Source organism: Planktotalea arctica, assembly GCF_002105285.1.
GTDB classification, from domain to species: domain Bacteria; phylum Pseudomonadota; class Alphaproteobacteria; order Rhodobacterales; family Rhodobacteraceae; genus Planktotalea; species Planktotalea arctica.
The window spans coordinates 64,381-84,818 of the sequence record NZ_MUHR01000011.1 but is presented as its reverse complement, the minus strand read 5'-3'; the positions used below and the strand labels follow the sequence as shown (position 1 = coordinate 84,818).

General features: G+C 57.1%; 21 protein-coding genes. 12 read left to right on the top strand and 9 right to left on the bottom strand.

The annotated features are described in order from the left end of the window. Positions 1-8: 8 nt before the first annotated feature. Complete coding sequence (locus tag B9P63_RS11070) at positions 9-1,421, bottom strand: aminotransferase-like domain-containing protein (protein WP_085308728.1); 1,413 nt, start codon at positions 1,419-1,421, stop codon at positions 9-11. Between the two features lie 91 nt (positions 1,422-1,512). On the opposite strand from B9P63_RS11070, the gene B9P63_RS11065 reads away from it, so the two are divergent. Then, a complete protein-coding gene (locus B9P63_RS11065) occupies positions 1,513-1,746 on the top strand; it encodes a DUF1127 domain-containing protein (protein WP_245830638.1) in 234 nt (77 codons plus the stop codon). Positions 1,747-1,824: 78 nt separating this feature from the next. On the opposite strand, the gene B9P63_RS11060 is transcribed toward B9P63_RS11065, so the two are convergent. Beyond that, positions 1,825-2,724, bottom strand: coding sequence for a DMT family transporter (locus B9P63_RS11060; RefSeq protein ID WP_085308726.1), 900 nt, complete (start codon positions 2,722-2,724; stop codon positions 1,825-1,827). Continuing rightward, positions 2,721-3,140, bottom strand: coding sequence for a PaaI family thioesterase (locus B9P63_RS11055; RefSeq protein ID WP_085308724.1), 420 nt, complete (start codon positions 3,138-3,140; stop codon positions 2,721-2,723). The genes B9P63_RS11060 and B9P63_RS11055 overlap by 4 nt, the downstream gene beginning before the upstream one ends. Positions 3,141-3,159: 19 nt before the next feature. Between B9P63_RS11055 and B9P63_RS11050 the strand changes: the two genes are divergently transcribed. The 5 genes from B9P63_RS11050 (at position 3,160) to gluQRS (ending at position 8,463) form a co-directional block, all read left to right on the top strand. After that, entirely contained in the window at positions 3,160-3,987 is an 828-nt protein-coding gene (locus tag B9P63_RS11050) for an enoyl-CoA hydratase (protein ID WP_281252346.1), read from the top strand. 287 nt (positions 3,988-4,274) lie between these two features. After that, the gene (locus B9P63_RS11045; RefSeq protein ID WP_085308720.1) at positions 4,275-5,597 is read left to right on the top strand and encodes a cytochrome-c peroxidase; all 1,323 of its coding nucleotides are present in this window, start codon (positions 4,275-4,277) and stop codon (positions 5,595-5,597) included. 39 nt (positions 5,598-5,636) lie between these two features. After that, the gene (gene trmFO, locus B9P63_RS11040; protein ID WP_085309210.1) at positions 5,637-6,980 is read left to right on the top strand and encodes a methylenetetrahydrofolate--tRNA-(uracil(54)-C(5))-methyltransferase (FADH(2)-oxidizing) TrmFO; all 1,344 of its coding nucleotides are present in this window, start codon (positions 5,637-5,639) and stop codon (positions 6,978-6,980) included. 32 nt (positions 6,981-7,012) lie between these two features. Beyond that, on the top strand, positions 7,013-7,627 hold the full coding sequence (locus tag B9P63_RS11035) for a class I SAM-dependent DNA methyltransferase (protein ID WP_085308717.1): 615 nt from the start codon (positions 7,013-7,015) through the stop codon (positions 7,625-7,627). Next, the gene (gene gluQRS / locus B9P63_RS11030; protein WP_085308715.1) at positions 7,624-8,463 is read left to right on the top strand and encodes a tRNA glutamyl-Q(34) synthetase GluQRS; all 840 of its coding nucleotides are present in this window, start codon (positions 7,624-7,626) and stop codon (positions 8,461-8,463) included. The genes B9P63_RS11035 and gluQRS overlap by 4 nt, the downstream gene beginning before the upstream one ends. A 70-nt stretch (positions 8,464-8,533) precedes the next feature. Here the strand turns inward: gluQRS and hisI are convergent, their stop codons facing one another. After that, the gene (gene hisI / locus B9P63_RS11025) at positions 8,534-8,890 is read right to left on the bottom strand and encodes a phosphoribosyl-AMP cyclohydrolase (RefSeq protein WP_085309208.1); all 357 of its coding nucleotides are present in this window, start codon (positions 8,888-8,890) and stop codon (positions 8,534-8,536) included. Positions 8,891-8,965: 75 nt separating this feature from the next. On the opposite strand from hisI, the gene B9P63_RS11020 reads away from it, so the two are divergent. Next, the gene (locus tag B9P63_RS11020; RefSeq protein ID WP_085308713.1) at positions 8,966-9,409 is read left to right on the top strand and encodes an iron-sulfur cluster assembly scaffold protein; all 444 of its coding nucleotides are present in this window, start codon (positions 8,966-8,968) and stop codon (positions 9,407-9,409) included. A gap of 197 nt (positions 9,410-9,606) precedes the next feature. Here B9P63_RS11020 and B9P63_RS19575 read toward each other — a convergent pair whose 3' ends face one another. The 5 genes from B9P63_RS19575 to sciP form a co-directional block, all read right to left on the bottom strand. Continuing rightward, on the bottom strand, positions 9,607-9,729 hold the full coding sequence (locus B9P63_RS19575; protein WP_281252337.1) for a hypothetical protein: 123 nt from the start codon (positions 9,727-9,729) through the stop codon (positions 9,607-9,609). A 108-nt stretch (positions 9,730-9,837) separates the two neighbouring features. Continuing rightward, positions 9,838-11,928 carry an ATP-dependent DNA helicase RecG gene (gene recG / locus B9P63_RS11015; protein WP_085308711.1) on the bottom strand — a complete coding sequence of 697 codons (2,091 nt, stop codon included), beginning with the start codon at positions 11,926-11,928 and terminating at the stop codon, positions 9,838-9,840. Then, positions 11,925-14,045 (bottom strand): NAD-dependent DNA ligase LigA, encoded by a 2,121-nt coding sequence (ligA, locus tag B9P63_RS11010; protein WP_085308709.1) that lies wholly within the window; start codon positions 14,043-14,045, stop codon positions 11,925-11,927. The genes recG and ligA overlap by 4 nt, the downstream gene beginning before the upstream one ends. 97 nt (positions 14,046-14,142) lie before the next feature. Beyond that, complete coding sequence (ctrA, locus tag B9P63_RS11005; protein ID WP_085309206.1) at positions 14,143-14,859, bottom strand: response regulator transcription factor CtrA; 717 nt, start codon at positions 14,857-14,859, stop codon at positions 14,143-14,145. Between the two features lie 92 nt (positions 14,860-14,951). Continuing rightward, positions 14,952-15,230, bottom strand: coding sequence for a CtrA inhibitor SciP (sciP, locus tag B9P63_RS11000; protein ID WP_085308707.1), 279 nt, complete (start codon positions 15,228-15,230; stop codon positions 14,952-14,954). A 125-nt stretch (positions 15,231-15,355) separates the two neighbouring features. Between sciP and mnmA the strand changes: the two genes are divergently transcribed. From mnmA to B9P63_RS10975, 5 genes are all read left to right on the top strand, one after another. Next, positions 15,356-16,501: a tRNA 2-thiouridine(34) synthase MnmA gene (mnmA, locus tag B9P63_RS10995; protein ID WP_085308705.1), complete on the top strand. Its 1,146-nt coding sequence runs from the start codon at positions 15,356-15,358 to the stop codon at positions 16,499-16,501. 1 nt (position 16,502) lies between these two features. Further along, positions 16,503-17,498, top strand: coding sequence for an LLM class flavin-dependent oxidoreductase (locus tag B9P63_RS10990; protein ID WP_085308703.1), 996 nt, complete (start codon positions 16,503-16,505; stop codon positions 17,496-17,498). A 144-nt stretch (positions 17,499-17,642) separates the two neighbouring features. Further along, positions 17,643-17,945: an FtsB family cell division protein gene (locus tag B9P63_RS10985; protein WP_085308701.1), complete on the top strand. Its 303-nt coding sequence runs from the start codon at positions 17,643-17,645 to the stop codon at positions 17,943-17,945. 119 nt (positions 17,946-18,064) lie between these two features. Next, positions 18,065-19,066: a pyruvate dehydrogenase (acetyl-transferring) E1 component subunit alpha gene (gene pdhA, locus B9P63_RS10980; protein ID WP_085308699.1), complete on the top strand. Its 1,002-nt coding sequence runs from the start codon at positions 18,065-18,067 to the stop codon at positions 19,064-19,066. Positions 19,067-19,069: 3 nt separating this feature from the next. Beyond that, positions 19,070-20,434, top strand: a complete 1,365-nt coding sequence (locus B9P63_RS10975) for a pyruvate dehydrogenase complex E1 component subunit beta (RefSeq protein ID WP_085308697.1) — start codon at positions 19,070-19,072, stop codon at positions 20,432-20,434. The last annotated feature ends 4 nt before the right edge of the window (positions 20,435-20,438 follow it).

The window sequence follows — 20,438 nt, the reverse complement described above, 5'->3', positions numbered from 1 at the left end:
ATACCCCATCACACGCCGATCCTTTCGGGGGGATTGTCGAGCAACAGGCGCAATCGCATTACCGCAGCTTCGAAGTGGTCATGGGCGATCTGTGCGTTGAGAGCGATGCGTACCGCATGCGGCGCGCGCGCCTCGCGCCCTGCAAATTCTTCGGCTGGGCGAATTTGCACTTTTTGTGCTTCGGCCGCTTGGCAAAAAGCAGAAGCACGCCATCCCTCGGGTAATTTCAACCAGACGAAGGGCACATCTTCGTGCCATGTAAGGTCATAGGCTCCAAGATGGTTGACGCAGGTCTGTGCATATTGGCTGAACACCGCGCTCACATCGCGCGCGCAAGTTTCTGCGCGCGGATCACTTAGCAAGCGTTCGGCTAGATCAGCCAAAGGCGTGGCAAGTCCGAAAAAACCGTGCTCTGCCGAGCGGCGCAGCGCAGGCACCAGAGGCTTGGGCGCGACCACAAAGCCGATGCGCAGCGCCGGGGTTAATGTCTTGGAGATCGAGGACACATACCATCCCCGCTCGGGGGCGAGCATGCGATAGCTCGGCGCGCGCGCGGCCCCCATGCGATAACAATCATCCTCGATGATCTGGATGTCATGCGCGCGCGCCACTTCGACGATTTCCTCGCGGCGGGTTTCGGGAGTGAAAAGTCCGCTTGGATTATGCACTTCGGGCGATGTGCAGATAGCCTGTACATTGTGGTTTTTCGCAATATTAGCAATGGCTTGCGGCATCATTCCGTGCTCGTCCATCGGAATGGCAATTACTTTGGCACGTAGCAGCGCAGCGGCGCGCCGAAAGCCCGGATAGGATAGCTCTTCGATCAGTATGACAGGCTCTGGCCCATGTAGAATTGCTTGCATCGCAAGGCTCACCCCGTTCTGGCCGCCATGCGAGAGCACGATATCTTCCTGATCAATCGCCCCGAGCGGGGTGCCGCGCAGCCAGTGGATCACCGCCTCGCGCGCAGGGCGAAATGTGGTGCGATTGGGGTAGTGCATCACGCCCGATTGCGGCCTGGCCGCAACTTGCGCCATCAGGCTCTGGATCAGGGCCACCTGCCCCACGTCCGGCAACAAGGGCGAGGTCAGGCGCACGACATCTGGGTGGGTTTCTGTCTGGATCGGCGCGGCTATCACATCCGTAAAAAAGCCGGGGTGCGCAGGTGCAGGTTTCGGCGCGCTCACGAACGTGCCGCGCCCCACGGCTGCCTCTAGCGTGCCCTCGTCCGTTAAAAGCGTGTAGGCGCGCGCGACGGTTCCGGGGGTGATTTTCAGTGACCAAGCAAGATCGCGCACTGGGGGCAATTTTTGCTTAACCTTTAGCGTGCCACTGGCCACTGCTTCGCGAATGGCATCTGCAAGGGCTTTGTACTTGGGGCCATTACGGCTTTCGATCTCGGGAAGCCAAATTGTATTCATTACAATCTTTCTGTGGACGTGGAATGATTCACTTTGTACCCATTGGTTAGGAAGTCAGCAATATTGTGTCAATACAATTTTAGGAATATTCATGTCACAAACTCACGCTCTGATCTCAGCCGATCTTGCTTTTTCAGATCGTCAACGCCTGATGCCCCTGCTCGCGGCGCTGGCGGTAAGCGTTGCTGTGACAAGCTCCAAATGGGCACGTCAATCGCGTACACGCGGCGCGCTCAAGCACCTCGATCCCCGTCTGCTGCGTGATATCGGCCTGACGCCGAATGCTGCGGATATCGAAGCGAACAAGAGGTTCTGGCGCAGCTAAACTGCGCTTCGGACTGTTCCCAAGTTTCACGAACCTCTTACTTCGGCGGCCTTCATGACTATCATGGGCCGCCGCTTTTTATGTGCGCCGCTTTTCGCGCCAAATGATCAACGCCCCTGCCCCGACAATTAGCAAAACGCCCGGGAACAGCGTATCCAGCGGTGCTTCGTCAAAGATCAACCAGCCAAACAGTCCAGCGGTCAAAATGCCGAAGTACCAGAAGGGTGCCAGCACAGATGGGCTGGCAATGCGAAAGGCGATCATCATCAACAAAACCCCGATGCCACCGATTGTGCTCATTAGAAAAATAAGCGCACCATCGGCAATGCTATGGATCGGGGAAAACTCGGTTGTGAACATTGCAAGGAAAATAGCACCGACGGCAGATCCTGCGGAAGAATATAGATACAGCAAACCATTAGAGGTTTGCGGGCCGAACTTTCGAACGCTTACCATGGCGAAGGCATAGCAGGCCGCTGCCCCGATCGGCAGCAAGGCCGCGAGGGTGAAGGCATCCGATCCCGGGCGCAAAATCCAGACCACTCCGGCAAAGCCGATCACCAGTGCAGCAACGCGCCAGGCACCTACTTTTTCGCCCAAATAGAGCACCGATAGGATCACCACGAAGAAGGCGTTGGTCTGCCCCAGCGTCGCTACGGTGGCCAGTTCAAGCTGCGCGAGCGCCGAGTAGAAAAATATCTGTGCGACGGCGACCACAAGTCCGCGAAACAGCGCCAGTTTCCATTGCTCGATCTTTAAGCTGCTACCGCGAAACTTCAACTCCTCCGTGTAAATCAACAAGACCAGTGACGGAAAGATGCCAAGCACGTTGCGATAGGCTGAAAGCTCTTGCGCCGAGTAGCTGGCCGACAAAATACGCACCAGAATGGACATGGCGTCAAAACACAGGATTGTGAGGATCAACAGCCCGATTGCCTTAAGGCCAAGGCTGGAAAGTTGGCCCTCAACCGCGCTCATCTTGGTGGTATCGCATAGGTCAACGAGGCGCGCGCAACAGGCGCGTCCATGCCATCGGAATGTATCATTACATCGCCAACCGCGAGCAATCTGCCCAGCTTCAACAGTCGCGCCGTTGCGATCAAATCAACGCCAGCGGCGGGTTTGCGCATGAAATCAATGCTACAATTCGTGGTAACGGCCAATGTCACAGGACCGATCATCGCCATTGTAGCAAGGTAAATTGATACATCCGCCAAAGTAAACATAGCCGGACCGCTGATTGTACCCCCGGGGCGCAAATGCCGCTCTGCTACGGGAAGGCGCACGCGGACCTGCATCGGGATCACCTCTTCGATCACGAAATCTTCAGCCACCTGCGAAAATTCGGTGCGCATGATGTCGCTCAATGCCGCTGCGTCCAATTTCAGTTCCATAGCTTCCCTCCCGTCAACTCTGGCTCTAGGGTTTGCCCAAGCAGATACGGAGAGCAAGATGACAATTCTGGAACGTCGCGGCACTGGTGCGATTGCGCATCTTCATATGAACGCCCCCGAGCGGTTGAATGCGCTCTCCGATGAGATGCTTAGCGCGCTGCAAGCGCAACTGGACGAGCTGCGCGAGACAGAAAAAGTGCGTGCAGTTATTCTTTCCGGTGCGGGCAAGGCTTTTTGCGCAGGGCATGATCTCAAGCAAATGACAGCGGGTCGGCAAGCGAGCGACGGCGGCAAAGCCTATTTCAAAGACCTCTTCGATCGTTGCGCGCACATGATGCAGACAATCCGCGCCCTGCCCCAACCCGTGATCGCACAGGTACATGGTATCGCGACCGCCGCAGGTTGCCAGATGGTCGCCAGTTGTGATCTAGCGGTCGCCGCGCAGGGCACCCGTTTTGGCGTGAACGGCGTCAACATCGGGCTGTTTTGCTCTACGCCTATGGTCGCGCTCAGCCGTAATATCGCGCGCAAGCAGGCCTTCGAGATGCTCACGACCGGCAGTTTTATCGAGGCTGAACGCGCCGAAACGCTCGGTCTGATTAACCGCGTTGTTCCCATCGATGCGCTGGAGGCCGAGACCCGAGCCCTTGCCCAGACCATCGCCGACAAACTTGGCGCGGCCGTGAAAATCGGCAAATCCGCATTTTACGAGCAGATGGATATGCCCCTTGACGAAGCCTACGCGTTCACCGGCGAGGTCATGGTGCAAAACATGCTCTATCGCGACACCGAAGAAGGCATCGCCGCCTTTCTTGATAAACGTCCACCTGAATGGACGCAGGATTAGGCGGCAACAGTTTGACCAATTCCACCGTCTCCGTTTCAAAAAAAGAAACAATCGCGCCTTGATTGTGTCGCGTAGATCGCGGCACTAACGCAACACCAAACATCTGCCAGCATGATTAACCCTAGCAAATATTAAGGTTAACGCAGCTTTCACGTGCAGCGTTTCCATTCACGTATAACACTGTTTCCCAAAGCAGGTTTGCCGCAGCAGCCCCCATCAATCACCCTGATCACATCCGCGTGAGTATTGCAGCGCGGGATATTTTTATGATCTCAAAGGTGTGCCCCATGCGAAATCTGCTCAAAAGCGTTCTCCTCACTTCTGTCGCTGGTATTGCCTCTGCTTCCGATCTGCCCAATCCAGTCTTGCCATCTGATTTTCCAACACTGGACGCCGAAATCGTCGCCATCGGACGTCAGTTGTTCTTTGATCCGGTTCTGTCCGGCAACGACAATATTGCCTGCGCCACCTGCCATCACCCAGCTCTTGGCACGGGCGACGCGATGTCGCTTTCCATCGGTGAAGGCGGGCTTGGCCTTGGCCGCATGCGCGAAGTGGTGAACGGCAACGCGCCCAAAGCGCGCATTCCGCGCAACGCTCCCGCACTCTTTAACCTTGGTGCGCGCGAATTTTCCGTGATGTTCCATGATGGACGCGTGCAAATGAGCCGCGATGCGATGTACGGTATTGCCATGCCCGAAGGACGCACGCTTGAACGTCCCGTTGCCACGCCCCTCGCAGCGCAGAACATTCTGCCCATCCTAAGCCATGATGAAATGGCGGGCCATCCCGGTGAAAACCCGATTGCCGACGCCATCGACGCCGAAGAAATCCACGGCCCCAACGGCGCATGGCAGCAGATCACCGACAAGGTCGAAGCGGTCGAGGAATATCGCATGGCCTTCGACTGGGTCATCGGCAAGGATACGCCCCTGCACATCACCGATATCGGCAATGCACTCTCGCAGTTCATCACCTATGAATTTCGCGCCACCGACAGCCCGTTCGATCAATTCCTAAGCGGCAAGGCCGATGCGCTTGCCCCTGATCAACTTGCCGGTATGGAGCTGTTTTACGGCCCGGCAAATTGTGCCTCTTGCCATTCAGGCAAGTTCCAGACCGATCACGGCTTTCACGCCATTGGCCTGCCCCAATTCGGCCCCGGCAAAGACGATGCTTATTCCGATGCCGGGCGCGGTATGATCACCGGCTTGGCCGCGGACAAATACCGCTTTCGCACGCCATCTTTGCGCAATGTTACGCTAAGCGCGCCCTACGGCCACAATGGCGCCTATAGCGACCTCGAAGCGATGGTGCGACACCACCTTGATCCCTTTGAGGGTCTCGGCAATTACGATCGCCGCCAAGCTACGCTGCACGACCTTGGCGCACAGGACAAAGACTGGGAGCCGATGGAAAACCTGGCCGAAGTTCTGCGCATCGCAATGGCTGCGGAAATCGAACCTGTTGACCTCAGCGAGGTTGAGATCGATCAACTCATGGCGTTCCTTTCTGCGCTTGAGGATCCGATTAGCCGCAATGGCCGTCTTGGCGTGCCGGATCGTGTTCCCTCTGATCTTCCTCTCGATCCTGTATCGGATCCGAGTTAAAAGTTTGCTAATTGGCGCGCACTGACCTACATGCGCGCCATGGATAAAACTCTACATATCATCGGCGGCGGGCTCGCCGGTTCGGAAGCGGCCTGGCAGGCTGCAAACCTTGGCGTCAACGTCGTCATTCACGAGATGCGCCCGAAGGTGGAAACTTTCGCGCATAAGTCGGGCGACCTTGCGGAAATGGTCTGCTCCAATTCCTTCCGCTCTGACGATTCCGAGCAGAACGCCGTTGGCCTGCTCCATTGGGAAATGCGTCAAGCGGGCGGTTTGATCATGGACATGGCAGAAGCGCATCGCCTTCCTGCTGGCGGTGCCTTGGCTGTGGACCGCGAAGCCTTTGCCGCGGGCGTTACCACCAAGATCAAAGCACATCCCTTGATAACCGTTGATTATAAAGAGATTACGGCGCTTCCTTCAAGTGGCCACTGGATCATAGCGACCGGTCCTCTGACCTCGTCCGCGCTCGGAGAAGCGATAGCGCAAGAGACAGGTCAGGACGCGCTCGCCTTTTTCGACGCCATCGCGCCGATCCTCTATTTCGATAGCATCGATATGAGCAAAGCCTGGATGCAGTCGCGCTACGACAAAGGCGAAACCGAGGAAGAACGCACCGCCTACCTTAACTGCCCCATGGATAAAGCGCAGTACGAGGCCTTCATCGATGCGTTGCTCGAGGCCGAAAAGGCCGAGTTCCACGAAGGTGAAACGGCAAAATATTTCGATGCGTGCCTGCCGATCGAAGTTATGGCCGAACGCGGCCGCGAAACCCTGCGCCATGGGCCGATGAAGCCAGTGGGCCTCACCAATCCGCATCAGCCAGACGTCAAAGCCCATGCCGTCGTGCAACTGCGCCGCGACAATGCCCTGGGCACGCTTTATAACATCGTGGGCTTTCAGACCAAGATGAAGTATGGTGCACAAGCTGCTGTATTCAAAACAATACCCGGACTTGAGAATGCAAGTTTTGCGCGTCTTGGCGGCATCCATCGCAACACGTTTCTCAACTCACCTACTTTGCTCGATGGTCAAATGCGCCTAAAATCGCGCCCTCATATTCGTTTTGCAGGGCAGATCACTGGTGTTGAGGGCTATGTAGAAAGCGCAGCCATGGGCCTGCTCGCGGGTCGTTTGGCCGCTGCTGAAATCAAGGGTGAGATCCTGCCCGATCTGCCGCAGGATACTGCCACAGGCGCGCTGGTGCATCACATCACAGGCGGTGCAGATGCAAAAACGTTCCAGCCGATGAACGTCAATTTTGGCCTGTTCCGCCCTGTTGATGGCCTAAAGGGTGGTCGCCGCGGTCGCACGGATCGCTACAAAGCCTACACAGACCGCGCCAAAGCGGCTTGGGACGACTGGCTTGGTGCGCAAAGCTAGACAGGCGTAGGCTGCGCCGTTAGCTTTTGATCATGAGCGATACATTCTTGGACAAAGCCTACAACACTGCTGGCATCGCTGCGACGCGTGATCTTTATTCCCGCTGGGCTGCGAGCTACGAGGCCGAGGTAAGCCAGAACGGCTATGCAACGCCGCGCCGCTGCGCCGAGGCCTTGCAAGCGGTTACGCTTGATTTTGATGCGCCAATCCTTGATTTCGGCTGCGGTACGGGCCTGTCTGGTCTTGCCCTGTCGATGGCTGGATTTAGCACGATCGACGGCATCGACCTGACGCAAGGCATGCTTGATCGCGCGGGCGAAAAACAACTCTATCGCAACCTGAGTCTGTCAGATCCCGATGTTCCATTTCCCGTGCGACGCGGTGATTACGCCGCAATCAGCGCAATTGGCGTCATCGGTGCTGGCGCGGCCCCGATCGATGTCTTCGATATGCTGCTCGGTGCGCTTGGAACGGGTGGTAAATTCGTTCTATCCTTCAATGACAGCACGCTGAAAATCCCAGCATTCGAACAGCGGCTTTACGCAAGCGTTTCCTGTAAATCTGCGATATTGCTAAGCGAAAATTACGGTGATCATTTGCCGGGTATCAACATGAAGTCCAAAGTATATGTGCTTGAAAAAACGTGAAATTTAAAATGCGCTTTGCGCCTAGTCCTACCGGGCCACTGCACCTTGGCCATGCATATTCTGCCTTGCTTGCACACAGCGCCGCACGCGCGAGCGCTGGCCAGTTTTACCTGCGCATGGATGATATCGATCAAAGCCGCGCCCGCGCGGAGTGGGCTTTGCAAATCCAAGACGACCTGCGCTGGCTTGGCGTCACTTGGGATGGTCCGATCTGGTCGCAACATGCACGCAGCGCGCACTATATCCTTGCTTTGGAACGTCTTTGGGCAAAAGGCCTGCTCTATTCCTGCACCTGCACACGCGCCGATATCAAAGCCGCCGCCAATGCCCCGCAAGAAGGTGCGCCGCTGATCGGGCCGGATGGCGTGATCTATCCTGGGTCCTGTCGCTGCGATCCCGAGGGAGTGATGCCCAAACATGCTGCACTCAGGCTGAATATGAAAAAGTCCCTTCAATTATTTGATATAAAACATATTTCATTTTCAGAATCCAATCAAAACTATACAAAAACAGCGTTGGAAATGATCGCCCAAATCGGCGATGTCGTACTTTCGCGCAAGGATATGGCAGCCTCGTATCATCTATCGATTGTGTGCGATGATGCAGATCAAGGCATCACTCATGTGATCCGCGGCGAAGATTTGCGTGAGGCCACGTTCATCCATATTCTGCTGCAACGCCTGCTCGGCTATCCAACCCCAAAGTACCGACACCACCCGCTGATCCGCGACGAAAACGGCAAACGCCTCGCCAAACGCGATGATGCCCGCGCAATCGCAGCCTACCGCATCGAGGGGCGCACACCGCTGGATATTCGCCAGATGATAGGGCTCTGACACCCTATGCTTTTCTGGTCCAGAAATACCTCGGGGGAGGCTTGGCTGTGCCAAGCCGGGGGCAGCGCCCCTATTCTGGCGACATCAATTCCACCTCGGAACCTTCAGAAATAGATGTATAAAAACAACTTCGTCGATTGGTATGACAGGCAGGTCCGCTCTGGCGCACGATGGCCAACAAGCAATCCTTGTCGCAATCCATGCGCAGATCAACCAACTCCTGAACGTGACCCGATGTTTCGCCCTTCACCCAGAATACGCTGCGCGAGCGCGACCAATAAGTCACTTTGCGGCTCTCAATCGTGCGCGCGACGGCCTGTGCGTTCATCCAGGCCATCATCAGCACCTCACCAGACCCTTCGGCCTGCGCAATCACGGGAATGAGACCGGCCTCGTTAAATGTCAGCGTTGCGGGATCAAAAGCCATCATGCTACTCCTTTGACAAGTGCGGCGTGCCGCCTAACTACCAAAGCATCAACCAAGGCGAAAGCACGCAAATTTATGACTGGTGAAACCGACCTGATCAAACTCTATTCTGGCCGCATTCTGGCTCTGGCGGCGGACATTCCCCATGCGGAGCGTTTGCAAAATGCGCAGGCCAGCGTCAAGAAACGCTCGCCCCTTTGCGGTTCGGCTGTGACGGTTGATCTCGCAATGCAGGGCGGCAAGGTCAGCGCTTTCGGGCAGGACGTCAAAGCTTGCGCCTTGGGCCAGGCCGCCGCCTCCGTTGTAGGCGGCGCGATCATTGGCTGCACGCAGGCGCAAGCGTTAAGCGCGCGTGATCAGTTGCGCGCGCTCTTGAAGGGCAGCGGCATCGTTCCCGATCCGCCCTTTGACGGCTTCGAGGTTTTCCTGCCCGCCTCTGCCTACAAGAACCGTCACGCTTCTATTTTGCTCTCGATCGAGGCAACATGCGAAGCGATCGAGCAAATCATTGGCGCATAAAAAAACGCCGCACATCCTTAAAAGGATGGCGGCGCAAGGTAAGTGCTTTCGTGTGGGACCCGATATTCACCAGATACGGAGCTAGGCAAAGCTCCCTGAAAGGACAATCCGTTAGTTGGGACATGACGGATTTTTCAGCATCTTAGTTGGGACAGGGATGCGCGGTGGTCGGCACGAAATCACGAGGCAAAAAGGTATCAGGCAAATCCGGGAATGTGCAGGGCAACCATGAGAATGGTCATAAGGGACACCGCTCCGATCGCGTCCTGCACCAAGGTACGATCCGCGCGGGCAATGACTGTTTTGATTTGATCCATCATGGCGTGTCTCCTGCTTAATCTGCTTTTTGTTGACCCTTTGTTCTCATTTAGCGCTTCATCTGTAAAGAAAAAAATAGAACAAACGAGAACATTTTGTTAACTAATATTCTAACCCACTGATATTAAACGAATTGCTTGGTCCTGCTCCATCAGCCAAAGAAGAACACGCGCCGCTTGACCGCGCGGCGTGACAAGTTCGGGATCATCATGCAGCAATTTGCGGGCGTCGCTTTGGGCTATATCCATAAGGGCCGTCTGGCTTTCCATATCCGCCACGCGAAACCGTGGCAGTCCCGATTGCGCAGTGCCGATCAAATCCCCAGCTCCGCGCATTTGCAAATCGGTCTCGGAAATCACAAAGCCGTCTTCGGTCTCGCGCAGAACGGTCAAGCGCTTGCGCCCGTTCTCTGAAAGCGGGGCTTTGTACATGAGCAAACAGGTCGAGGCCGCAGAGCCGCGCCCAACCCGCCCGCGCAACTGATGAAGCTGCGCAAGGCCGAAACTTTCCGCGCGCTCGATCACCATGATGGTGGCGTTCGGCACGTTGACGCCCACTTCGATCACCGTGGTCGCGACAAGAACCTGCGCGCGTCCGGCGGTGAAATCCGCCATGGCCGCATCCTTTTCCGAGGGTGGCATTTGCCCGTGTACCAGCCGCACGGCCGCCTCGCCGAGCAGCGCACGTAGGGTCTTGAACCGCTCCTCCGCTGCGATCAGATCGGACACTTCGCTTTCACCGACCAAAGGGCAGACCCAATAGGCCTGACGCCCCTCGGCGATCGCGCGCCGAAGATGATCGACCACCTCGCTTACGCGCTCGTCAGAGATCAGCGCCGTCTTGATCGGCTTGCGCCCCGCAGGTTTTTCATCCAGCACCGACACATCCATATCGCCGTATTGCGCCAATGCCAAAGAGCGCGGGATCGGGGTGGCCGTCATCACCAAAACATCTGCGCCCTGCCCCTTTTTTCCGAGTTCAAGGCGCTGGCGCACGCCAAAGCGATGTTGCTCATCCACGATCGCAAGGCGCAGGTCCGCGAAATGCACGTCTTTCTGGAACACCGCATGGGTGCCGACCAGTATCTGGATATCGCCCGCCTGCAAGGCCCCCAGCTTTGCCTCGCGTTCGCGGCCTTTATCGCGGCCCGTCAATAGCTCCAGCACAACGCCTGCTTCCTCGGCCAAAGGTTGCAAGCCCTCCAGATGTTGGCGCGCCAGAATTTCCGTCGGCGCCATCATCACGCCTTGCCCGCCCGCTTCCACGACCGTCAAAAGCGCCATGAAGGCCACCAAAGTCTTGCCTGAACCGACATCTCCCTGAAGCAGGCGGTTCATCCGCTCGGGGCGGGCCAGATCGGAGGTAATTTCCTCGATCGCGCGCTGCTGCGCGCCGGTGGGCTTATAGGGCAGCGCGCTGAGCACTTTGTTACGTAGCCTACCGTTTCCATGGCTCTCGATGCCGGGCGCACGGCGCCGATTGGCCCGCGCAAGCGCGAGCGTCAGTTGATGCGCCATGAATTCATCATAAGCGAGGCGTTCGCGCGCTGGCGCCATGGCGCTTAGATCAGCCATCGTTTCGGGCGCATGGGCGCTTTGCACAGCAGCGCGCCAATCGGGCCAGTTTTTCAACGTTTTCTGGTTTGGATCGATCCATTCTACCAGTTCGGGCATGCGCGAGAGCGCGCTGGCAATCGCCTTACCTAGCGGTTTTTGCGTGATACCCGAAGTCAGCGGATAGACCGGTTCGAACAGCGGGATTTGATCGGCTTCATCATCGCGCACCACATGATCCGGATGCACCATTTGCGCCATGCCGTCGAAAAATTCGACTTTGCCCGACACCGTGCGGCGTTGTCCCGTTGGCAAAAGTTTACCAAGGTACTCGCCGCGCGCATGAAAATAGACCAGTTGAAACGCAATCTGGGCATCGATGACGTCAATACGGTAGGCACCGCCTTTGTTTCGCGGCGGGCGATGTTCACCAACTTCGACTTCGACTGTTAGAGTGGCAGGTAAATCTGCGCCCTGAACCGAGGCGCGCAGGCTACGGTCAATGCCGGAATAAGGGAGTAAAAACAACAGATCACGAGGCTTCGTTACACCAAGGACTGCCATGTGCTGCGCAGTTTTCGGACCGATTCCATCAAGGCTCGTGAGCGCCGCGAAAAGCGGGAATAATATTTCGGGCCGCGTGCTCATAGGCCCGCAATCAGTGCGAGCCAGCCGTCTTCATCAAGGGTATGCACCCCCAACTCAGCCGCTTTTTTTGCCTTTGACCCGGCCCCGGGCCCTGCGATCAAAATATCGGTTTTGGCCGAAACAGAGCCTGACACCTTCGCCCCGAGCGCCTCTGCGCGCGCTTTGGCCTCGGCGCGGGTCATTTTTTCGAGCGTGCCGGTAAAGACCACAATCTTGCCAGTGACGGGGCTGTCGGTGCCGGGCTGCGCTTCGTCCTGTATGGTTAATTCATCCGCAAGGCGCAGGATCGAGGCGCGCTCCGCCGCTTGCGAGAAACTGGTGACAAGCGATGTTGCCATCACCTCGCCCACGCCGTCGATCGAGAGGAGCTCGTCCCATGCCGCGCCAGATTTCTGCGCGCTCGCGTCCATGGCGGCCAGAAAAATGCCCCATGATCCGTAGTGGCGCGCGATCAGCGCTGCGCTTTGCTCGCCCACATGGCGCAGGCCAAGCGCGAAAAGCACGCGGGCGAACCCGATGCGGCGACGCTCGTCGATCGCATCAAACAGCTTGTCCGCGCTTTTTGCGCCCCAGCCATCACGGTTTTTCAACTTGGTTAATTGAGTTGCATCGCGCGCTTTGAGCGTAAAAATGTCAGCAGGCTCGCGTATTGTCAGATTGGAGTCGTGGTAAAACATCTCTACCTGTTTGGCCCCCAACCCTTCGATATCGAAAGCCCCGCGCGACACGAAGTGCTTTAGCTTTTCGACCGCCTGCGCCGGACAAATCAACCCGCCCGAACAGCGGCGGATCGCATCGCCCATCTCGCGGATCGCGGCGCTGCCGCATTCAGGGCAAATTGTCGGAAAATCATAAGCAACGCTGCCGGCTGCACGTTTTTCCAGATCAATATCTTTGATTTTGGGAATCACATCACCCGCGCGGAAGACCTGCACCCAGTCACCGATCCGGATGTCACGCCCCTCGCGTATCGGCGCGCCTTTGCCATCCAGGCCTTTGATGTAATCCTCGTTGTGCAAGGTCGCGTTAGAGACGACGACGCCGCCAACCGTCACCGGCGCGAGCCGCGCAACGGGGCTGAGCGCGCCAGTGCGCCCGACCTGAATGTCGATTGCTTCAAGCCGCGTCCAAGCGAGTTCGGCGGGGAATTTATGCGCGATCGCCCAACGCGGCGTAGTGGAGCGAAAGCCGAGCCGCGCCTGATAGGCGAGATCATCCACCTTGTAGACGACCCCGTCGATGTCATAGCCAAGCGACGCGCGCATTTGCTCGATCTTGCGGTAGTGCGCGATCAGACGGGCGCTTGTCTCAAAGCACGCAGTGAGTGCGTTTGTGTCAAATCCCAGCGATTTAAGCCGCAAAATTGCGCCCATTTGCGTTTCTGCCAAAGGTTCGGACACGACCCCCCAGGCATATGCGAAGAATTTCAAAGGCCGTGCGCGGGTGATTTCCGCATCAAGTTGACGCAAGGAGCCGGCAGCGGCGTTACGCGGATTGGCGAACACCTTGCCGCCACGCTCGGTTTGACGCGCGTTCAGCGCTTCGAAATCGGCGTGGCTCATGTAGACTTCACCGCGCACTTCGAGCAGATCAGGCGCGCCTTCGATCACATCGGGAATAGTTGCGATCGTGCGCGCATTGGCCAGAACATCCTCGCCCACCGCACCGTCGCCGCGCGTCGCAGCTTGGACCAATCGGCCATTTTCATAGCGCAGCGAAAGAGACAACCCGTCGATCTTCGGTTCTGCGGTAAAGGCTAGTGGTGCATCCGCGCCAAGCCCTAGATATTTGCGAATGCCTTGCACGAAATCGGCAACATCCTCGTCTTCAAACGCATTGCCCAGCGACATCATTCGCTGCGCATGGGTTATCTTGCCAAAACCGTCCTGGACGGGTGCCCCCACTTGATCGCTGGGGCTATCTGCACGTTTCAAGTGAGGAAAGGCAGCCTCGATCGCGCTGTTGCGCAGCTTTAGTCGATCATAGTCGGCGTCGCTGATATCTGGTGCATCCCGACCATGATACTTGGCGTTGGCGCCTAAAAGCGCTTTCGCAAGAGCGGCAAGCTCAGCGCGCGCACTGTTCTCATCCAAATCAGCTACAGTAATGTCGGCCATACGCGCGCTCCCCCAAGTTCAGCCCAGTGATAGGGGGGAGGCGCTGGCGCGACAAGAGGGGCAAAGCCAGGCAGGAGTGCGAAGTTTTATCCGGGCGCTAGCCGACGGCCGCTAAAGGCGCATCGCTTTGGGCGGTATCGACAGGATCGCGCAGAACATATCCACGCCCCCAGACCGTTTCGATATAACTATCCTCGCCCGTCGCCTCGCAAAGTTTCTTACGCAGTTTGCAGATAAACACGTCGATGATCTTCAATTCAGGTTCGTCCATGCCGCCATAGAGATGATTGAGAAACATTTCCTTGGTCAGCGTCGTGCCTTTGCGTAGGGAAAGCAGCTCGAGCATCTGGTATTCCTTGCCCGTCAAATGCACTGTCATGCCTGCCACCTCGACCGTTTTTGCATCAAGATTCACAGCGATCTTGCCGGTGTTGATGATCGATTGCGAATGCCCCTTGGAGCGGCGGATGATCGCATGAATGCGTGCAACCAATTCATCGCGGTGGAACGGCTTGGTAAGATAATCATCTGCACCGAACCCGAAACCTTTGATCTTGTTCTCTGTATCATCCGAACCCGAGAGGATCAGAATAGGTGTTTCAATGCGGGCAAGGCGCAATTGGCGCAGCACCTCATGCCCGTTCATGTCCGGTAAATTCAAATCCAGAAGGATCAAATCGTAATCATAAAGTTTTGCTAAATCGATTCCCTCTTCCCCGAAGGAGGTGGAATAGACGTTAAGATTTGCATGGGTCAGCATCATTTCGATGCTTTTGGAAGTCGTGGGATCGTCCTCAACCAAGAGTACGCGCATGGTGGTCACTCCGTTTCATGTGCTTCAAGGACAGGTTCGGCGAAAATAGTTAACCCAACGTTACCTAGTTAAAAAGAGGTAACATATTCTCCTTAAAGTTGTCTATAGCGCTGCAAACAGGTCGTTTTCAACGCATCTTCGCCATGGATCGCAACCGCATGCACCCATTGCGTGAATTCTTCCTCGCTCAGACTGTAGCGTTCGAGCGCCTCGTCCATAGAAATCAGCCCGTATGTGACACCTTTCACAACGGCGGCCTTGCGCGATGCGACCCAGCGGCGCGTTTTGGCGTTTGGAAGGTCGGCGCGGCTCATCACCTGGCCACCCGGGAGTGTGACCGCACGCGGCCCTTCGACTTTCTTGAGATACATCTACTCACCTCTTTTCTGTTGCTGGCCTTTTTGCGCCCAATCTCTTAAAGCAAAGTGAAATGCCCCTCTTGAGAGTGTGTAGGATTTTCCTATATTTTCTTAGGCTTTGGTAAGGAGTTACCGCGATGGCGCTGGACCGCACTGCACCGCTTAACAGTCTTGGCTTTGCCAAACCCCCATCCGAGACACGCGTCGTCGTGGCGATGTCGGGCGGCGTGGACAGCTCTGTTGTGGCAGCCCAGCTTGCCTCTGAGGGCTATGACGTGGTCGGCGTGACCTTGCAGCTCTATGATCACGGTGCTGCGCTGGCTAAGAAGGGCGCGTGCTGCGCAGGGCGCGATATTCATGATGCGCGCCGCGTGGCCGAGGAAATGGGCTTTGCGCATTACGTCCTGGATTATGAGAACAAATTTAAAGATGCGGTGATCGACGAGTTCGCAGACAGCTACCTTGCGGGCGCGACGCCTGTGCCGTGCATTCGCTGCAACGAGCGGGTGAAATTCAAGGACTTGCTGGAAACTGCCAAGGACTTGGACGCCGATTGCATGGCAACGGGGCATTATATCCAGCGGATGATGGGGCCTGCCAAGGCGGAATTGCACTCCGCCGCCGATTCGGCGCGCGATCAGAGCTACTTCCTGTTTTCCACCAAGCAAGAGCAGCTGGATTATCTGCGCTTCCCGCTAGGCCACCTGCCCTCCAAGGACGACACCCGCGCGCTGGCCGAGAAATTCGGACTTAGCGTCGCGGACAAGCCCGATAGTCAGGATATCTGTTTCGTGCCCAACGGCAATTATGCCGCCGTGATTGAAAAACTGCGCCCCGGTGCGGCAGAGCCGGGGGATATCGTCGATACCGAGGGCAATGTGCTCGGGCATCATAATGGCGTCATTCACTATACGATCGGTCAGCGCCGCGGCCTTGGAATTGGCGGGCTGGAAACCCCGCTTTATGTGGTGCGCCTTGATGTAGACCTGAAACATGTGATCGTTGGCCCGAAAGAGCTGCTGTCCACCCGAACGATCCCCGTGCGCGAGATCAACTGGCTGGGCGATGCGCCGCTGATGTCACAGGACGAATGGCATGTGCTGGTGCGCGTACGCTCGACACGTCCGCCGCGCCCTGCGATCATTCGCCCGATTTCAGAGGTGGAGGCAAGCGTCGAGTTGCTCACGCCAGAAGACGGCGTGTCACCGGGTCAGGCCTGCGTGTTCTATGACGTTGATAGCACCCGCATCTTTGGCGGCGGCTGGATCTGGCGCGGGTACTAGTATGGATGCTTTTTCGCTGCTTGATTTATCGCCCATTCCAGAGGGCCAAACTGCGCGCGACGCGATCCTGAATAGCGTGTCTTTGGCGCAAGCGGCTGAAACGGCAGGCTACAAACGCTATTGGCTGGCCGAGCATCACAACATGCCCGGGATCGCCAGCGCTGCGACCTCCATTGTTATTGCGCAGATCGCGGCGGCCACCAAAACCATCCGCGTTGGCGCGGGCGGCATAATGTTGCCCAACCATGCGCCGCTGGTGATTGCAGAGCAGTTCGGCACGCTGGCCACGCTTTATCCCGATCGCATCGACCTTGGCCTTGGCCGCGCACCCGGATCGGACATGGCGACCGCGCGGGCGCTGCGCCGGCACATGGCGCCAGAGGATAGTTTCCCGACGGATGTGCAGGAATTGATCGGCTACCTTGCAGACGGCGATGACACCGCGCCCGTGCGCGCGATTCCCGGGCAAGGTACAAATGTGCCGGTCTGGATACTTGGCTCCAGCCTGTACGGTGCACAGCTCGCGGCTTATCTCGGCCTGCCCTATGCGTTCGCTTCGCATTTTGCGCCAGACATGCTGGAGCAAGCGCTGCATATCTATCGCAGCACGTTCCAGCCATCGAGCACACTCGAAAAGCCCCACGCGATGCTTGCTGCGGGCGTGTGCGCTGCGCCAAGCGATGAAGAAGCTGCTTTCCTGCGCTCTTCGCAAATCCTTGCCTTCGCGCGTTTGCGCACGGGGCGGCCCGGGCCCTTGCCCCTGCCCGTCAACGACATCGAAGCACATGTGCCCGCGCCCGTTATGCAGGGCGTAAATCATGCGCTGTCGTGCTCTGCCACCGGCGCGCCGGACAGTGTGTATCGTCAGCTTGATGAAATTATCACGCGATACCAACCTGATGAGATCATGGTAACGGGGATGATCCATGATCACGCGGCGCGCGTGCGCTCGTTCCAATTGGCTGCTGATATTCTGAAATCGCTAAGGGCGGTTTGAGCCGCATCAAGCCCAAGAATTGTGCCTTCCATCACACACCTCTGCCTCACTTCCCGCTTTAGGGGGAAAAGGGGCTGACCTGCGTCAAACCTTCGTGGCACATACTTTGCACAGCGAGCGCAAGACTCGCCAACCGAGGCCAGTATGACATCCAAAACCGCAAAACCCGCGCTGGGCGCATTGATCTATTTCGCAGTGGCCTTCAGCCTTGCGACCTATTTCACATTTGCGGCGGTTCAGGGCGATTACGGCGTGTTCCGGCGCGCGGAAATCACCGTCGCTGCGCGTGAGCTGAGCGCACAATTGACCGAGTTGCAGGCCGAAGTTGACGATATGGAAAACCTGACAAAGCGGCTCTCCGATACGTTCCTCGACCTCGATCTATTGGATCAACAGGCGCGCGATGTGCTGGGCCTGCTGCGGGCTGATGAAATCGTCGTGCGCTAACGGGGCTTTGCCGCGAAAAGGCCTGCATTCGAAATCACCCCTCTGGTCAGCCTGCATTCAATGCGGTATCATGTAGTTTAACGCTAAACTATCTCTGTCTCTGGGAGGGCACGCAGACCATGGCCGCGCGAAAAACATCTGCAAAACCAAATGTCTCGGCAGGCGAATTGCTTGCCTATTACAAGGACATGCTGCTGATCCGCCGCTTTGAGGAAAAGGCGGGCCAGCTTTATGGCATGGGCCTGATCGGCGGCTTCTGCCATCTTTATATTGGCCAGGAAGCGGTCGTTGTGGGCCTCGAGGCCGCTGCAGAGGAAGGCGACAAGCGCATCACCTCCTACCGTGATCACGGCCATATGCTGGCCTGCGGAATGGATCCGAACGGCGTCATGGCCGAGCTTACGGGCCGCGAGGGGGGCTATTCCAAAGGCAAGGGCGGCTCCATGCACATGTTCTCCAAAGAGAAACATTTCTATGGTGGCCACGGGATCGTTGCGGCTCAGGTGCCGCTCGGTGCGGGCCTTGCATTTGCGGACAAGTACAAAGAAAACGGGCGCGTCACCTTTACCTACTTTGGCGATGGCGCTGCGAACCAAGGACAGGTCTACGAGACCTTCAATATGGCGGCACTTTGGGAGCTTCCATGTATTTTCGTCATTGAAAACAACCAGTACGCCATGGGAACGTCGCAACATCGCTCCACATCCTCGCCAGATATCTATATGCGCGGTGAGGCCTTTGGCATCCCGGGCGAAGCGGTGGACGGCATGGATGTACTGGCCGTCAAGGACGCGGGCGAGCGCGCGGTGAAACACTGCCGCTCTGGCAAGGGCCCCTACATTCTGGAGATCAAAACCTATCGCTATCGCGGCCACTCCATGTCCGATCCCGCAAAATACCGCACCCGCGAAGAAGTGCAGAAAATGCGCGACGAACGCGACCCGATCGAGCAAGTGCGCGAAATACTGCTGACGGGCAAACACGCGAGCGAGGACGATCTGAAAGCGATTGATAAAGAGATCAAGAAAGTGGTGAACGCCTCAGCTGAATTCGCCAAGGAAAGCCCGCAGCCTGATCTCTCGGAGCTTTGGACGGATATTTATGCAGAGGTAGAGGTGTAAATCATGGCTAATGAAATCCTAATGCCCGCCCTGTCCCCAACGATGGAAGAAGGCACGCTCGCCAAATGGCTTGTTAAGGAAGGCGATACAGTCGCTTCTGGCGATATCCTTGCTGAAATCGAAACCGACAAGGCCACGATGGAATTCGAGGCGGTCGATGATGGGGTCATCGGTAAAATTCTGGTCCCCGAGGGCAGTGCTGGCGTGGCTGTAAACACCGCCATTGCCCTGCTTTTGGAGGATGGCGATAGTGCTGATGCGGTTGCTGCGCCCACGTCTGCGCCCACGTCTGCGACCCCAGCCGCGAGCGCCCCTGCACAGGTGAGCGCGCCCGTGGCCACACCCGAGTGGAGCGCGCCTGCCCCCGACTGGCCCGAGGGCACGGCGATGAAACAACAAACCGTGCGCGAGGCCTTGCGCGATGCCATGAGCGAAGAAATGCGCCGCGACGAAGACGTTTTCCTGATGGGCGAAGAAGTGGGCGAATACCAGGGTGCCTACAAGATTTCCCAAGGCATGCTAGATGAATTCGGCCATAAACGCGTGATGGACACGCCGATCACCGAGCACGGATTTACCGGCATCGCCGTTGGCGCTGCCTTTGGTGGGCTCAAACCCATCGTGGAATTCATGACGTTTAACTTCGCCATGCAAGCCATTGATCAAATTATTAATTCCGCCGCCAAGACGCTTTATATGTCGGGCGGTCAAATGGGCGCCCCTATGGTGTTTCGCGGCCCCAACGGCGCTGCGGCGCGCGTCGGTGCGCAGCACTCGCAAGATTACGCCGCGTGGTATGCGCATATTCCCGGCCTCAAGGTGGTCATGCCCTACAGCGCTTCGGACGCCAAGGGCTTGCTTAAATCTGCGATCCGCGATCCAAATCCGGTGATTTTCCTTGAGAACGAAATCCTCTACGGGCGCTCTTTTGATGTGCCTGACTTGGAGGATTTTACCGTTCCCATCGGTAAGGCCCGCATCGCGCGCTCCGGCACGGACGTGACCATTGTCAGCTTTGGGATCGGGATGACTTACGCACTGGAAGCTGCTGATAAATTGGCGGAAAACGGGATCGAAGCCGAAGTAATCGACCTGCGCACTTTGCGCCCCATGGACACGCAAACCGTAATCGAGAGCGTCAAGAAAACCAACCGCTGCGTGACTGTTGAAGAAGGCTGGCCCGTCGGCGCGATCGGCAATTACATCTCTGCGACTTTGATGCAGGAGGCCTTTGATTATCTCGATGCCCCCGTGATCAATTGCACGGGCAAAGATGTGCCGATGCCCTACGCGGCGAACCTTGAAAAACTCGCGCTGACCACCACTGCAGAAGTGATCGAAGCGGTGCAAAAAGTAACCTATCGTTAAGGGA